12 protein-coding genes are annotated in these 14,275 nt (G+C 73.3%); 8 read left to right on the top strand and 4 right to left on the bottom strand.

From position 1 onward, the window contains the following. Window positions 1-1,358 (bottom strand): endo-1,4-beta-xylanase (locus ACFV5N_RS02675; RefSeq protein WP_385593065.1); only part of this gene is annotated, 1,358 nt, incomplete at its 3' end. 136 nt (window positions 1,359-1,494) lie between these two features. Here ACFV5N_RS02675 and ACFV5N_RS02680 point away from each other — a divergent pair. Then, window positions 1,495-2,532, top strand: a complete 1,038-nt coding sequence (locus tag ACFV5N_RS02680; protein WP_385593068.1) for a LacI family DNA-binding transcriptional regulator — start codon at window positions 1,495-1,497, stop codon at window positions 2,530-2,532. Between the two features lie 75 nt (window positions 2,533-2,607). Here ACFV5N_RS02680 and ACFV5N_RS02685 read toward each other — a convergent pair whose 3' ends face one another. Then, window positions 2,608-2,913 (bottom strand): YciI family protein, encoded by a 306-nt coding sequence (locus ACFV5N_RS02685; protein ID WP_385593071.1) that lies wholly within the window; start codon window positions 2,911-2,913, stop codon window positions 2,608-2,610. A gap of 238 nt (window positions 2,914-3,151) precedes the next feature. On the opposite strand from ACFV5N_RS02685, the gene ACFV5N_RS02690 reads away from it, so the two are divergent. From ACFV5N_RS02690 to ACFV5N_RS02710, 5 genes are all read left to right on the top strand, one after another. Beyond that, window positions 3,152-4,447 (top strand): extracellular solute-binding protein, encoded by a 1,296-nt coding sequence (locus tag ACFV5N_RS02690; RefSeq protein WP_385593074.1) that lies wholly within the window; start codon window positions 3,152-3,154, stop codon window positions 4,445-4,447. Window positions 4,448-4,461: 14 nt separating this feature from the next. Beyond that, on the top strand, window positions 4,462-5,358 hold the full coding sequence (locus ACFV5N_RS02695) for a carbohydrate ABC transporter permease (protein ID WP_385593077.1): 897 nt from the start codon (window positions 4,462-4,464) through the stop codon (window positions 5,356-5,358). Then, entirely contained in the window at window positions 5,355-6,185 is an 831-nt protein-coding gene (locus ACFV5N_RS02700; protein WP_385593080.1) for a carbohydrate ABC transporter permease, read from the top strand. Before ACFV5N_RS02695 ends, ACFV5N_RS02700 begins: the two co-directional genes overlap by 4 nt. Before the next feature lie 54 nt (window positions 6,186-6,239). Further along, entirely contained in the window at window positions 6,240-8,513 is a 2,274-nt protein-coding gene (locus ACFV5N_RS02705) for a glycoside hydrolase family 3 N-terminal domain-containing protein (RefSeq protein WP_385593082.1), read from the top strand. A gap of 62 nt (window positions 8,514-8,575) precedes the next feature. Further along, on the top strand, window positions 8,576-9,520 hold the full coding sequence (locus ACFV5N_RS02710; protein WP_385593084.1) for an oxidoreductase: 945 nt from the start codon (window positions 8,576-8,578) through the stop codon (window positions 9,518-9,520). Here ACFV5N_RS02710 and ACFV5N_RS02715 read toward each other — a convergent pair. After that, window positions 9,511-10,515, bottom strand: coding sequence for a Bug family tripartite tricarboxylate transporter substrate binding protein (locus ACFV5N_RS02715; protein WP_385593087.1), 1,005 nt, complete (start codon window positions 10,513-10,515; stop codon window positions 9,511-9,513). The two genes, ACFV5N_RS02710 and ACFV5N_RS02715, sit on opposite strands and share 10 nt — an antisense overlap. Before the next feature lie 79 nt (window positions 10,516-10,594). Here ACFV5N_RS02715 and ACFV5N_RS02720 point away from each other — a divergent pair, with 79 nt between their 5' ends. Beyond that, the gene (locus tag ACFV5N_RS02720; protein ID WP_385593090.1) at window positions 10,595-12,259 is read left to right on the top strand and encodes an ATP-binding protein; all 1,665 of its coding nucleotides are present in this window, start codon (window positions 10,595-10,597) and stop codon (window positions 12,257-12,259) included. Continuing rightward, the gene (locus ACFV5N_RS02725) at window positions 12,256-12,939 is read left to right on the top strand and encodes a response regulator (RefSeq protein ID WP_385593092.1); all 684 of its coding nucleotides are present in this window, start codon (window positions 12,256-12,258) and stop codon (window positions 12,937-12,939) included. Before ACFV5N_RS02720 ends, ACFV5N_RS02725 begins: the two co-directional genes overlap by 4 nt. A gap of 267 nt (window positions 12,940-13,206) precedes the next feature. Here the strand turns inward: ACFV5N_RS02725 and ACFV5N_RS02730 are convergent, their stop codons facing one another. After that, window positions 13,207-14,166, bottom strand: a complete 960-nt coding sequence (locus tag ACFV5N_RS02730; protein ID WP_385593094.1) for an ArsR/SmtB family transcription factor — start codon at window positions 14,164-14,166, stop codon at window positions 13,207-13,209. Between the last annotated feature and the right edge of the window lie 109 nt (window positions 14,167-14,275).

A 14,275-nucleotide genomic window follows, 5' to 3' on the forward strand; every position in this document is an offset into this window, starting at 1 on the left:
CTGTTGGTCTGGAACCCGAAGTTCAGACTGCCGCCCGCCGGGATCGTCGCGTTGTGGGCGACGTTGCGGGCGGTCACCGTCGTCCCGGACTGGGTGAGCTGGGTGTTCCAGTGGCTGGTCACCGACTCCCCGGCCGGGAGGGAGAAGGTCACCGCCCAGCCGTTGAGCGCCTGGCGCGCGGTCACCCGGACGTCCACCACCGAGCCGGCGTTCCACCGGTTGGCCACCTGGTAGGCGGCCGTGCAGTCCGCGCCGGGGCCCGGGCCCCCCGGGTCACCGCCGCCCGGGGTGCCGCCGAGGGCCGTCAGGATCCCGTTGTAGGCGGGCTTGGGCTGGTAGTTGTCGTCGTACGGCAGTGCCGCGCCCTCGCCCGGGAACGTGCCCGGCACCCACGAGTCCCGGTCGCTGAAGCCCCAGACGGTGACGCCCGAGCAGCGCGAGACGTTCAGACACGCCTGCACGACGCGCGCGAACTGCTGGGACTGGCGCTCCAGCTTGGCCGCGTCGGACGGCATCTGCATCCGGATGTCCAGCTCGGTGACCACCACCTCGACGCCCAGATCGGCGAACCGCTGGAGGTTGGCCTGGTAGTCACTGGGCAGCTGGTCCAGGATGAGGTGCGACTGGAAGCCCACCCCGTCGATCGGCACTCCCTGGGCGCGCAGGTCCCGCACCAGGTTGTAGAGGCCGGTGCTCTTCGCGTTGATGCCGTCGGTGTTGTAGTCGTTGATGAACAGCTTCGCGTTGGGGTCGGCCGCCCGCGCCGCCCGGAAGGCGTTGGCGATGTAGTCCCGGCCGAGCACCTGGAGCCACTTGGAGTTGCGCAGCGTCCCGTCCTCGTTGAACGCCTCGTTCACCACGTCCCAGCGGTTGATCTGGCCCTGGTAGCGGCCCATCACCGTGGAGATGTGGGTGTTCATGATCTGGTTCATCTCGGTGGCGCCGAAGTTGCCGTTCGCCAGCCAGCCCGGCATCTGGCTGTGCCACACCAGGGTGTGCCCGTACACCTGCTGGTCGTTGGCCTGCGCGAACTGCATCAGCCGGTCGGGACCCGCCCAGTTGAACGAGCCGCGCTGCGGCTGGATGGACTCCCACTTCATGACGTTCTCGGCGGTGACGCTGTTGAACTCGCGCGCCGCGATCCCGCTGTAGGTGGCGTCGCTCAGCCGGTGGTCGGCGACCGCCGTCCCGATGAATTTACCGCTTGTTGACGCCGCTTCGCGTAAGGTCGCCAGCTGAGCCGATGGCGCCTCACCCGTCGTCGTCGGAGCTGCCTGTGCGCCGCCGTGCAGCGCCGCACCGGAGAGCAGGACCCCGGTGGCGACGACGACCGCGGCTCTGCGCAGGTGGGAAAACATGGCCGTCCCTTCCCATTGTCATGCCCCCGCAGGCTGACGGGACCGTTGTAAGGGGGACCATGGTGGGCGTCAACCCTTCCGGAATAATGTTGAAAAACTTCCGGCGGGAGTCGGCCGGCGGCAGAAAGTAGGGAACATGGGCGGCAACAAGGACCAGGGCGAGGGTCGGCGCAAGGTCACCATCACAGCCATCGCCCGCGAGGCCGGCGTCTCGGTGCCCACCGTCTCCCGGGTGGTCAACGGCCGCTCCGACGTCGCGCCCGACACCCGGGCGCGGGTGGAGGAGCTGCTGCGGAGTTACGGCTACCGGCGCCGTACCGTGGCCCCCGGCGACCGGGCGGCACTGCTCGACCTCGTCTTCAACGACCTCGACAGCCCCTGGGCGGTGGAGATCATCCGGGGCGTCGAGGAGGTCGCGCACGCGTCCGGGGTGGGCACCGTCGTCTCCGCCATCCACGACCGGGCCGGCGCCGCCCGCCAGTGGATGAAGAACCTGCGGGCCCGCGCCTCCGACGGCGTCATCCTGGTCACCAGCGCCCTGGAGCCGGTCCTGCACAAGGAACTCCACCGGCTCGGCGTCCCCCTGGTGGTCATCGACCCGGCCGGCTCCCCCGCCCTGGACGCGCCGACGATCGGCGCCACCAACTGGGCCGGCGGCATGGCCGCCACCGAGCACCTGCTGGAACTCGGCCACCGCCGCATCGGACTGATCGCCGGCCCGCCCCGGCTGCTGTGCAGCCGCGCCCGGCTCGACGGCTACCGGGCGGCGCTGGAGAGCGCCGGGATACCCGTGGAGGACGCGCTGATCGCGCCGGGCGACTTCTACCACGAGTCGGGCTTCACCGGCTGCGAGACGCTCATGGCGCTGCCCGAGCCGCCGACCGCGGTGTTCGCGGCCAGCGACCAGATGGCGCTCGGCGCGATCGAGGCACTGCGCCGCAAGGGGCTGCGCGTTCCGCAGGACGTGAGCGTCGTCGGCTTCGACGACCTCCCCGAGATGCGGTGGGCGGCGCCGCCCCTGACCACGGTGCGGCAACCCCTGGCCGACATGGGCAAGATGGCGGCCCGCACGGTCCTGCGCCAGGCCCGGGGCGGCGAGGTGGACTCCCCCCGCCTGGAACTGGCCACGGAACTGGTCGTCCGCGCCAGCACGGCCCCGCCCGCGGTGCGCTGAGCCGGGGCCCGGCGGGCGGCAGGCCCGGCGGGCGGCCGGGCCGGATCGACGTGCGTCCCGGCCCGGGCCGGGCGGTCAGTCGCCGGGGCGGGTCAGTGCCTCGGTCAGAGCCGGGTGGGCGCGGCCCGGGGTGACGGCCGTGATGGTGTACGCCGCCGCGCCGTTCGCCACGAAGGGGTCCTCGGCGGTCAGCCGCTCCATGGCCGCGAGGTCCGGGCCGTGGGCGAGGATCACCCCGCCGTCGGAGGTGGGCACGGTCTGGCCGGAGAGCAGGAACGTGCCCGTCCGGTGGTGCCGTTCCAGGAAGGCGACGTGGCCCGCGACGAAGGGCGCGGCGTCCTCCTCCGTCGCCGTGTAGCGCAGCCTGAGCACGAACAGCACGGTGGCCTCCTCAGTCGGGTCGGGTGTCCGGCGGTACGCCGCCGGTGGTGGTGCCGGTGATCCTGCCACCCGTGGCGTTCCGGTCCGCTTCCGGGACGCTTCCGGGACGCCCCGCGCCCCGTCCCGGCGTCCTCCCGCCAGGGAGTCATGTGCAAACCGTTGACGCCAACGCCCCACCGCCGTAACTTTCTTCGGCACTTGCTCCGATAATTTTCGGCGACTTTCCGGAAGGTGTGCGATGCGTATCCGTACCCTGCGTGTCCTCGCCGCCACGGCGGCCTGCGCCGTGGCGACGACCACTCTGGCCGCCTGCGGCAGCAGCGGACCGAGCCGCGGCGGGGGCGACACCCTCTCCGTGTGGGTCTATCAGGACGGCTCGACCGTCATCCAGGAAGAGTTCGTCGAGAAGTTCAACGAGACCTCCGACATCAAGATCGATCTCGTGCAGATCCCCGGCGACAACTACACCGACCGGATGCGCACCGCCATGGGCAGCCCCAACGCGCCCGATGTCTTCTTCAACTGGGGCGGCGGCTCCATCGCCGACTTCGTCGAGCAGGACATGCTGGTCGACCTCACGCCCATCCTGGAGGACGAGCCCGAACTCAAGGACGCCTTCATCCCCACCATCCTGGACGCGGGCTCCGTCGACGGGCGCTACTACGGCATACCCATGCGCGGTGTGCAGCCCGTCATCCTCTTCTACAACAAGACCGCCTTCGCCGAGGCCGGCGTCGAACCGCCCGCCACCTGGGACGACATGCTGCACGTCATCGATGTCTTCCTGGACCGCGACACCGTCCCGGCCGTCGTCGCCGGTGCCGACCCGTGGACCGAGCTGATGTGGCTGGAGTACCTGCTCGACCGGCGCGGCGGGGCCGAGATCTTCGACCGGATCCGCAACGGCGACGCGAGCGCCTGGTCCGACCCGGCCGTGCGCTGGATGGCCGACACCGTCAAGGAGCTGGTGGACGCCGGTACGTTCGGCAACAACTTCCGCTCCGTCAACTACACCGCCGACGGCGCCTCCACCTTCTTCGCCCAGGGCGGCGGCGTGATGCACCTCATGGGCAGCTGGGAGTACGCCAACCAGCTGTCCCAGCAGCCCGAGTTCGCCGCCGAGGACCTGGGCTGGGCGGCCTTCCCGACCGTCCCGGACGGCACCGGTGACCCGGGCGCCCTGGTGGGCAACCCCACCAACTACTGGTCGATCAACTCCCAGGTCGAGGGCGAACGCCTGGACGCCGCCCTGGACTTCCTGCGGATGCACGCCGAGCCCGAGTACGCCCAGGCCCTGATCGACAACGGCGACATCCCCACCACCGCCAACGCCGAGAGCCTGCTGGACTCGCACGCCAGCCCGGAGTTCGCCCGCTTCCAGTACGACATGGTGGCCGAGGCGCCGTCCTTCACCCTCTCCTGGGACCAGGCGCTGCCGCCCGGCAAGGCACCCGCCCTGCACGACAACATCGAGAAGCTGTTCGGCGGCCAGCTGAGCCCCGAGGACTTCGTCGCCGCCATGCAGGACCTCTAGGCGGGACGGCTCACGTGACCACCGCCCCCCGACGCCGCACCGGCCGCCCGGGCATCGCCTGGGCGGTCCCCGGCCTGCTGTACTTCCTCTTCTTCGCCGCCGCGCCGATGCTCATCGTCGGCTATCTGTCCTTCACCCAGTGGGACGGCCTCAGCAACCCCTCCTGGACCGGCACCGACAACTGGTCCCGGCTGTGGAACGACGACGCGATGCGGCAGGCGATCGGGCTCAGCCTGCTGCTCACCGTCCTCACCTGGCTCTTCCAGACCCCCATCGCCCTGCTGCTGGGCGTGTGGGCGGCGGGCCGGCAGCGTACCCGCGCCCTGCTCTCCGCGATCTTCTTCCTCCCGCTGCTCGCCTCCTCGGTGGCGCTCGCCCTGCTCTGGAAGACGATCTTCGACCCCAACCTCGGGCTCAACGCGCAGATCGCCGACTGGCTGAACCTGTCCTCGGCCGATCTGCTGGGGTCGCCGCGCGGCGCGTTCGCCGCCGTCCTCTTCGTCACGGCCTGGCAGTTCATCCCGCTGCACACGCTCCTGTACCAGGGCGGCGCCCGGCAGATCCCGCAGTCGCTCTACGACGCCGCCGCCCTCGACGGCGCCGGCACCGTACGCCAGTTCTTCTCCATCACCCTCCCCCAGCTGCGCAACACCGTCGTCACCTCCTCGGTGCTGATGGTCGTCGGCGCGCTCACCTACTTCGACACCGTGCTGATCCTGACCCGCGGCGGTCCGGGCGACGCGACCACCATCGTGCCGTTCCTGATGTACCGCACCGGCTTCCAGGCCTTCGACCTCGGCTACGCCAGTGCCGTGGCCACCGCCCTCGTCATCACCGCCACCGCCGTGTCGCTGCTCCTGGTACGGCTCACCGGCTTCAGCAAGATGCGCAGCACCCGGGAGGGGATATGAGCAAGCCCGCGCACCGGCGCGCCAACATCCCGGCCGGGGCCGCCGCCGTCCTGTGGCTGGTCATCGTGGCCGTGCCGCTGTACATCCTGGTGGCCTCCACCGTGCAGTCCCGTTCCTCCTATCTGGAGAACGGTCCGCTCTCCCTGCCCGGCGAGTTCACGCTGGACAGCTACCGCCGGGTCCTGGAGGGCGACTTCCCGCGCTATCTGCTCAACACGCTGATCGTCACGGTCGCCTGCGCGGCGATCGTGATCGTGCTGGCCGTCACCGTCGCGTACAGCGTGATCCGCACCCGGACCCGGCTCTCCCGGCGGGTGTTCCAGATCTTCCTGCTGGGGCTCGCGATCCCGTCCCAGGCGGTGATCATCCCGATCTATCTGATCATCACCGAACTCCAGCTGTACGACACGCTGCTGGCGGTCATCCTGCCGACGGCCGCGTTCTCCCTGCCCGTCAGCGTGCTGATCCTCGTCGGCTCGATGCGCGACATCGAGGAGGAGCAGTACGAGTCGATGGCGCTGGACGGCGCGGGCCCGGCCCGGGTGCTGTGGCAGCTGGTGGTGCCGATGACCCGGGGCGGCATCTCCACCGTCGGCGTGTTCTCCGCCCTCGGCGCCTGGAACGGCTTCCTGTTCCCGCTGATCCTCACCCAGTCGCGGGAGAACCGGGTGCTGACGCTGGGCCTGTACGACTACATCGGCGAGTTCCGGGTGGACATCCCCGCGCTGCTGGCCGCCGTCGTGCTGTCCATCGTGCCGATCTTCACCGCCTACCTCTTCGCCCGCCGCCAGCTGATCAACGGCCTGATGGGCGTCGGCGGCCGCTGACCGGCCGCCGCGCGTCCCGCGCCCCCGCACCACGACAAGGAGACCTGAGCCCTCATGGAGCAGCAGACGTGGCAGGACCCGTCCCGTCCGGCCGCCGAACGCGCCGCCGATCTCCTCGGCCGCCTCACCCTGGAGGAGAAGCTGGCCCAGCTCAGCAGCATCTGGCCCGGTTCGGACGGTGACGGGGAGGACGTCGCCCCGTTGCAGGGCCTGCTCACCGAACCCGACATGGACCTGGACGCCCTGCTGCCGCACGGCCTGGGCCAGCTGACCCGGCCGTTCGGCACGGCACCCGTGGATCCCGCCGAGCGCGCCCGTTCGCTGGCCGCCGAGCAGCGCAGGATCGCCGGCGCCAACCGGCACGGCATCCCGGCGCTCGCGCACGAGGAGTGCCTGACCGGCTTCACCGCCTGGCAGGCCACCGTGCTGCCCACCCCGCTGGCCTGGGGCGCGACCTTCGACCCGGACCTGGTGGAGGAGGCCGCCGGGCTGATCGGCGCCTCGCTGCGGGATGTCGGCATCCACCAGGGCCTCTCCCCGGTGCTCGACGTGGTGCGCGACCCGCGCTGGGGGCGCACCGAGGAGACCATCGGCGAGGACCCGTATCTGGTGGCCACCATCGCCACCGGCTATGTGCGCGGCCTGGAGTCGGCCGGAGTCGTGGCCACCCTCAAGCACTTCGCCGGCTACGCGTCCTCGCGCGGCGCCCGCAACCACGCCCCGGTCGGCATGGGGCCGCGCGAGCTGGCCGATGTGGTGCTGCCGCCGTTCGAGATGGGGCTGCGCGAGGGCGGTGCCCGCTCGGTGATGGCCAGTTACGTCGATCTGGACGGGGTGCCATCGCACGGCGACTCCTGGCTGCTGACCCAGCTGCTGCGCGAGGAGTGGGGGTTCACCGGCACGGTGGTCTCCGACTACTTCGGCGTCACGTTCCTGGAGACCAGCCACGGGGTGGCCGGTTCCCCGGCCGAGGCGGCGGTCCGGGCGCTGAGCGCCGGGGTGGACGTGGAGCTGCCGGCGGTCCGCGCGTACGGCATCCCGCTGCTGAAGGCCGTGCGGTCCGGGGAGGTGCCCGAGTCGCTGGTGGACCGCTCGGTGCTGCGGGTGCTGACCCAGAAGGCGGAACTGGGGCTGCTCGACCCGGACTGGACGCCCGAGCCGCCCGCCGTGCGCGAGGGCCGCACCATCGATCTCGACCCGCCGGTCCTGCGGGACGCGGCGCGCCGGCTGGCCGAGGAGTCCGTGGTGCTGCTGGAGCACCGTGCCGGGGCGCTGCCGCTGGCGCCGGGCGCGAAGATCGCGGTGACCGGCCCGTTCGCCGACGAGGCGGCGGCCATGCTCGGCTGCTACAGCTTCCCGCGCCATGTCGGCCTGGAGTACCCGGAGCTGCCGCTGGGGGTCGCGCTGCCGACCCTGCTGGAGTCGCTGCGGGCCGAGCTCCCGGACGCCGAGATCGTCACCGGGGCCGACCGCGACGCCGATGTGATCGTGGTGGCCGTCGGCGACCGCTCAGGACTGTTCGGGCGCGGCACCTCGGGCGAGGGCTGCGACGCCCCCGACCTGGAACTGCCCGAGGGGCAGGGCGCCCTGCTGGACGAGCTGCTCGGCGCCGCGGACGGGCCGCCGGTCGTCCTGGTGCTGTTCACCGGACGGCCGTACGCGCTGGGCCGCTGGGCCGGGCGGGCCGCCGCGATCGTGCAGGCGTTCTTCCCCGGCGAGGAAGGAGGCCCGGCGGTGGCCGGGGTGCTGTCGGGCCGGGTCAACCCGTCGGGACGGCTGCCGGTCGGCGTCCCCGTCCACCCCGGCGGGCAGCCGGCGGGCTATCTGGCGCCGCCGCTCGGCCGGGCAGGCGACCAGAGTTCCCTCGACCCCACCCCGCTGTACCCGTTCGGGCACGGACTGTCGTACACCTCTTTCGAGTGGACCGGTGCCCGGCTGTCGACCACGGCCACCGGCACCGACGGCACGGCGGACGTCGAGGTCACCGTCACCAATACGGGTGATCGCGCGGGGACGGAGGTGGTGCAGCTGTATCTGCACGATCCGGTCGCCGCCGTCGTCCGCCCGGTCAACCGGCTGATCGGCTACGCGCGGGTGGAGCTGGCGCCCGGCGCCGCCGCCCGGGTGCGGTTCGCCTTCCACGCCGATCTGGCCGCGTACACGGTGGCCCCGGGGCGCCGCGTCACCGATCCCGGCGCGCTCGAACTGCGGCTGGGCGCCTCCAGCGGCGACATCCGCCACGCGCTGCCGCTCACCCTCACCGGTCCGGAGCGGACGGTGGGACACGACCGGCGGCTGCGCTGCCCGGCGCAGGTGATCCCGGTCTGAGGGCGGCGGGCCGTCCCTTCCGGGTTTCCGGTGGCCCGGAAGGGACGGCCTACGCTGGAGACATGGGCTGGACGGTACGCGACATCCCCGACCTGCGGGGCCGCACCATCGTGGTGACCGGCGCGGGCGCGGGGCCCGGCCATGTCGCGGCGCGGGAGCTGGCGCGCCGCGGTGCGCACGTCATCCTCGCCTGCCGCGACCGGCGGCGCGGGGCGCGGGCGCTGGAGCGGCTGCTGGCCCAGGTGCCGGAGGCGCGGGTGGAGCTGCGGCTGCTGGACCTGGCGGACCTGTCCTCGGTGCGGGCCTTCGCCGCCGGGTACGGCGACCGGCCGCTGGATGTCCTGATCAACAACGCGGGGCCGGGGGCCGTCCCGTACGGGCGGACGGCCGACGGCTTCGAGACGCAGTTCGGGGTGCACCATCTGGGGCAGTTCGCGCTCACCGGGCTGCTCCTCGACCAGTTGCTGGCGACGCCGGGCGCCCGGGTGGTGACCGTCTCCAGCCTGCTGCACCTGGCCGGGGCCGGGGTGCTGGACCCGGAGCGCCGCTCCCGGAGGTGGCGCGCCTACAGCAGGTCGAAGGCGGCGAATCTGCTGTTCACCCATGAGCTGGCCCGCCGGGCACGGGCGTCGGGCGCCGATCTGCTGGCCGCCGCCGTCCACCCCGGGTTCGCGGAGACGGAGCCGGGCGGCGAGGAGGCGCGCGGCGCCGACGGGGGCACGGGGCAGCGGCTCGCGCGCACCGCCCACCGGCTGTTCGCGGCCGGCCCGGAGGTGGGCGCCACCCCGATCCTGTACGCGGCGACCGCCCCGGACGTGGCGGCGGACTCCTTCACCGGGCCGAGCGTGCTGGGCGGGCGGCGGCTGCGCGGCGGCCCCGGTGCCGGCTGGCGTGCGCCGTGGACGCGGCGGGACGGGCCGGCCGAGCGGCTGTGGCGGCGTTCGGAGGAGCTGACGGGCGTGCGGTACGAGGCGCTGCCGCCGGTGCCGGCCCGGCCTCAGGCCTGACCGGCGCCGCCGGTTCCGGCGGGGAAGGCGCGCAGCAGCCGCCCCACCCGCCGGTCCTCGGCCGCCAGGAAGCGGCCGAAGTCCTCGCCGGTCAGGTACGCGTCGCTCCACCCGTTGTCGCGCAGGGCGCGCCGCCACTGCGTGGTGGCGTGCAGCGCGTCCAGGACGGCGGTGGTCTCGGCCAGGTCCCCTTCGGCCAGGCCGGGCGGGGCGAGCAGGCCGCGCCAGTTGGTGACCGCGAGGTCGAAGCCGGATTCGCGCAGGGTGGGGGCGTCGATCCCGGCGAGGCGCTCTTCCCCGGTCACCGCGAGGACCCGCAGTTCGCCGGTGGCGATGGCGTGCCGGTACTCGCTCACGCCGCTCATGACGAAGTCCACGTCGTGGCTGAGCAGCGCCGCGAGCAGCCCGCCGCCGCCGTCGTACACGGCGTACCGCACCTCGGCGGGGGCGATCCCGGCGGCCTCGGCGGTCAGCATGAGCGCCAGATGGTCGGGGCCGCCGGGGCGTGATCCGGTGCCGGCCCGCAGGCCGCCGTCCTGCCAGGCCGTCATCAGCGCGGCCAGCGAGCGGTAGGGGGAGTCGGGGGCGACGATCACGGCCTCGGCCTCGTCCATCAGGCGGGCGACGGGGGTGGCGTCGGCGATGCGGGTGGGGTTCAGCTCGGCGTGGGTGTTCACGCTGCCGACGAGGCCGAGGCCCATCTGGAGGAGCAGCCGGCCGTTGCCCGCCTCGTGCACCAGCCGGGTGAGCGCCACCGTGCCGGAGCCGCCGGTCAGGTTGAACACCTCGACCGCGTCCACCAGCTCGGTGTCGCTGAGGGTGACGGCGAGCGTGCGGGCGGTGTAGTCGTATCCGCCGCCGGGGGTGTTCGGCACCATCAGCCGCAGTTCGTGGTGGGGTACGGGGCCGCTGGCGGCGCAGCCCGCCGTGCCGAGCAGCAGCCCGCCGAGCGCGCCCGCGCCGCCCGCGAGCAGGGTCCGCCGCGAGGTGCTCACCGCCCGCCCTTCCGCCGGTCGCCATTGAGGTACCTAGGATGCAACACCAGCGCATGTCCGAAGAAGGGAGGCGGAGCCCGTGATATCCGTACGGCGCCGTCTCCGCACACGGCCCCGCCTCACCCTGGCCGGCCAGTTCCTGGTGCTCCAGCTGGGGCTGATCGTGGTGGTGCTCGTGGTGATCGCGGCGGTCACCGTGGCGCAGGCGGACGCCGAGTTCCGGCGGGCGGAGGGCGGCCGGCTGCTGAGCGTGGCCGAGACGGTCGCGGCCCAGGACGCGGTACGGGTGGGGCTGGCCGATTCCCGGCGGCAGGGCATCCTCATGTCGGCCGCCGAGAACGCCCGCAGCGTCTCCAGCGCCTCGACGGTGGAGATCACCGGCACCGACCGCAGGATCCTGACGGCGGCCGACCCGCGCCGGATCGGCGCCGAACTGCCGCTGGGCGGCTCGCACGTGCTCGGCGGCCGGGCCTGGATCGGCATCACCACGGCGGGCGGCCACACCTCGCTGGTGGCGCACGTCCCGGTCTTCGGCGAGGACGGCCGGCTGCTCGGCATCGTCTCGGCGGGCCGCGACTACCAGAGCCTCACCGAGCGGATCGCCGCCGCCGCCCCGCAGATGCTGGCCTATCTGGGCATCGCCAGCGCGCTGGGGGCGCTCGGCTCCTATCTGCTGGCCCGCCGCATCAAGCGGCAGACGCTGGGCCTGGAGCCGGAGGCGATCACAGCGCTCGCCGAGCACCGGGAGGCGATGCTGCACGGCATCAGGGAAGGGGTGCTGGGTCTGGACCGGCAGGGGCGGGTCACCCTGGTCAACGACACGGCCCGGGCGCTGCTGCGGCTGCCGGGCGACGCCCCGGGCCGTACCCTCGCCGAACTGGGCGTCGAGCCCCGGCTGCACGAGGTGCTGAGCGGGCGGTCCGCCGGGCACGACCAGGTAGTGTTCACTGCCGACCGGGTGCTGACCCTGAACCGGATGCCGCTGATGACCCGGGGCCAGTACGCCGGCTCGGTGACCACCATGCGCGATCTGACCGAAATAGCCGCACTCCAGCACCAGCTGGAGACCACCCGCAGTGCCACCGACACCCTGCGGGCCCAGGCGCACGAGTTCTCCAACCACCTCCATGTCATCGCCGGGCTCGTCGAGCTGCGCGAGTACCCGGAGGTGGCGCGGTACGTGCGCGGGGTGAGCGGCGCGCACACCGAACGGGCCGCCGAGGTGATCTCCAAGATCGCCGACCCGTCGCTGGCGGCGCTGCTGATCGCCAAGGCGTCGCTGGCCGCCGAGCAGGGCGCCGCCCTGCGGGTCACCGACGGCAGCGCGCTGGGTCCGCTGCCCGAGACGCTCTCCTCCGACCTGGTGACGGTCGTCGGCAACCTGGTGGACAACGCCCTGGACGCGGTGCGCGGCGCGGGCCGGGACGGCTGGGTGGAGATCACCCTCACCGAGACCGGCCCCGGCCCGTCCGGCTCCTCCGCCTCGTCCGGCCCGTCCGGCCCGTCGGAGGTCCGGCTCACGGTGCGCGACTCGGGCCCGGGGGTCGCCCCCGAACTCGCCGAGGAGATCTTCCGGCACGGCTTCACCACCAAGGCCACCGCCCCGGCGGCCGGCCGGGGCCTGGGCCTGGCCATCACCCGGCTGGTGTGCACCCGGCGCGGCGGCTCCGTCACGGTCGACGGATCGGTCTTCACCGCCCGGCTGCCGCGCGACGACGAGCGGGAAGGAGCCGTGTCCCCGTGATCAAGGTGCTGGTCGTCGACGACGACTTCATGGTGGCCAGGCTGCACAGCAAGCTGGTGGAGCGGGTGCCCGGGTTCACGGTCGTGGGCGAGGCCCGTACCGGCGCGGAGGCGCTGGCGGCGGTCGGCGGGCTGCGGCCCGATCTCGTCCTGCTGGACATCTATCTGCCGGACATGAGCGGCCTCGACGTGCTGCGCGAGCTGCGCGCGGACGAGGACTCGGACGTGGACGTCCTGGTCATCACCGCCGCCCGGGAGGCCGAGACGGTGCGCGGCGCGCTGCGCGGCGGGGCGGTGCACTACATCATCAAGCCGTTCGACCCGCCGGTGCTGGCCGAGCGGCTGCGCGACTACGCGCGCCGCTCCCGGGAACTGGCGGCCATCGCGGTACCGGGGCAGGACGACGTGGACCGGGTATTCGGCGGCGCGGCGCACCGTACCCCGCCCCGGCTGCCGAAGGGCCTGTCCGAGCAGACGGCCGAGCTGATCCGGGCGACGCTGGCCGCGCTCGGCGCGGCCGAGGACCTGTCGGCGGCCGAGTGCGCGGCCCGCAGCGGGCTGTCCCGGGTGAGCGCGCGCCGCTACCTCGAATACTTCGTCTCCACCCGGCAGGTCGGGGTGCGGCTGCGGTACGGGGCCACCGGGCGTCCGGAGCGCCGCTACCACTGGGCGGCGGGCTGAGGGTCTGTCCGGCGGATCTTGGCGGGCCCTCGACGCTCCCCCAGCCTGGCGGCTGGGAGGTGCCCCCGGCTACGGCCATCTGCCGCACTTCGCTTCGCTTCGTCTCTGCTCCGCTGAAAGCCCTTGGAAGCAGAGCTGTCGCCTCGTCCGCATACGACCCGGTATGAGGACGGCGCTCCGCCTTGCGGCTGACCGCATCCGGGGGCACCTCCCGGCCGGAGGCTGGGGGAGACGAGGGCTGACCCACCAAGATCCGCCGGACAGACCCTAAGCCGGCAGCAGTTCGGTGCCGAGCGGGGTGAGCGTGTGCAGCACCTCGTTGCCGCGCCGCACCGAGACCAGCAGCCCGGCTTCCCGCAGCACTCCGGCGTGTTCGCTGGCGGAGGCGGCGGAGATCCCGGCCCGGCGGGCGAGGTCGCCGGTGGTGGCGCCGTGTCCGACGCAGCGCAGCACCCGGGCGCGGGTGCCGCCGAGCAGCCGGCCGAGCGCGGCGGCGGCCGGCGGGGCGGGCGCGGTGTGCTGGATGGGGTACACCAGCACGGGCCGTGGCCCGTCGTCGTAGAAGGTCACCGGATGGCGCCAGCAGAAGAACGAGGGGATGAGCAGCAGCCCCCGGCCGTCCAGCCGCAGTTCGCGCGGCACCGGGTAGTCGGCGGTGAGCACCGGGTCCTCCCAGCGCAGTACGGGCCGCAGCCCGCGCAGCAGTCCTTCGACGCCGCCGGAAGTCAGATGCCGGATGCGGACGGCGCGGTCGGCGTCCACCTGGGTCTGGACGGCGGCCCACAGGGCGGCCGGGGCGATGGCGGCGCGGTGGTAGCGGTCGAGGTCGTCGGCGACCCGGTCGAGGGCTTTCCGCTCCCCGTCGGCCAGGGCGCGCACCCAGCCGGGCAGGCCCTGGGGCGACTCGGCGTCCAGGGTCAGCATGTCGGCCCGCAGCCGGCGCCGTGGGGTGGAGCGCAGCAGCTCGACCCGCTCCTCCCAGCTGCCGCCGGGCGCCACCGGGGTGAGGAAGTCGGGGAAGTAGCCGCCGACGGGGACGAGGGCGCGCAGGGTGGGCGGCAGCGCCCGTAACCGGTGCCGGGCCTGCTCCCGCCACCGGCCGTAGGTGCCGGGGCCGCGCCGGTCCCGGAAGCGGAGCGAACTGAGCACGGTCTCCCACATCGGATCCGGCCGGTCCGCCAGGCGTATCCGGGCCAGGTCCTCCCCCGTGACATGGATGCGCAGCACTGAGCACCTCCAGGCGTGTGACCTCGGTTTTTCAGCGTACGCCGAAATGATTGGCCGGACCGCCGCTCCGTCCAGGAAGGTGGGGGTGCCCGGCGCCTCGGGGGACGGG

The sequence above is a fragment of the Streptomyces sp. NPDC059853 genome, assembly GCF_042731495.1.
Classification (GTDB): domain Bacteria; phylum Actinomycetota; class Actinomycetes; order Streptomycetales; family Streptomycetaceae; genus Streptomyces.

Excerpts from the sequence above, each read along its gene's own strand:
- ACFV5N_RS02680 (WP_385593068.1), top strand. The coding sequence starts at position 1,495 with ATGGGCGGCAACAAGGACCAGGGCGAGGGTCGGCGCAAGGTCACCATC.
- ACFV5N_RS02710 (WP_385593084.1), top strand. The coding sequence starts at position 8,576 with ATGGGCTGGACGGTACGCGACATCCCCGACCTGCGGGGCCGCACCATC.
- ACFV5N_RS02700 (WP_385593080.1), top strand. The coding sequence starts at position 5,355 with ATGAGCAAGCCCGCGCACCGGCGCGCCAACATCCCGGCCGGGGCCGCC.
- ACFV5N_RS02690 (WP_385593074.1), top strand. The coding sequence starts at position 3,152 with ATGCGTATCCGTACCCTGCGTGTCCTCGCCGCCACGGCGGCCTGCGCC.
- ACFV5N_RS02705 (WP_385593082.1), top strand. The coding sequence starts at position 6,240 with ATGGAGCAGCAGACGTGGCAGGACCCGTCCCGTCCGGCCGCCGAACGC.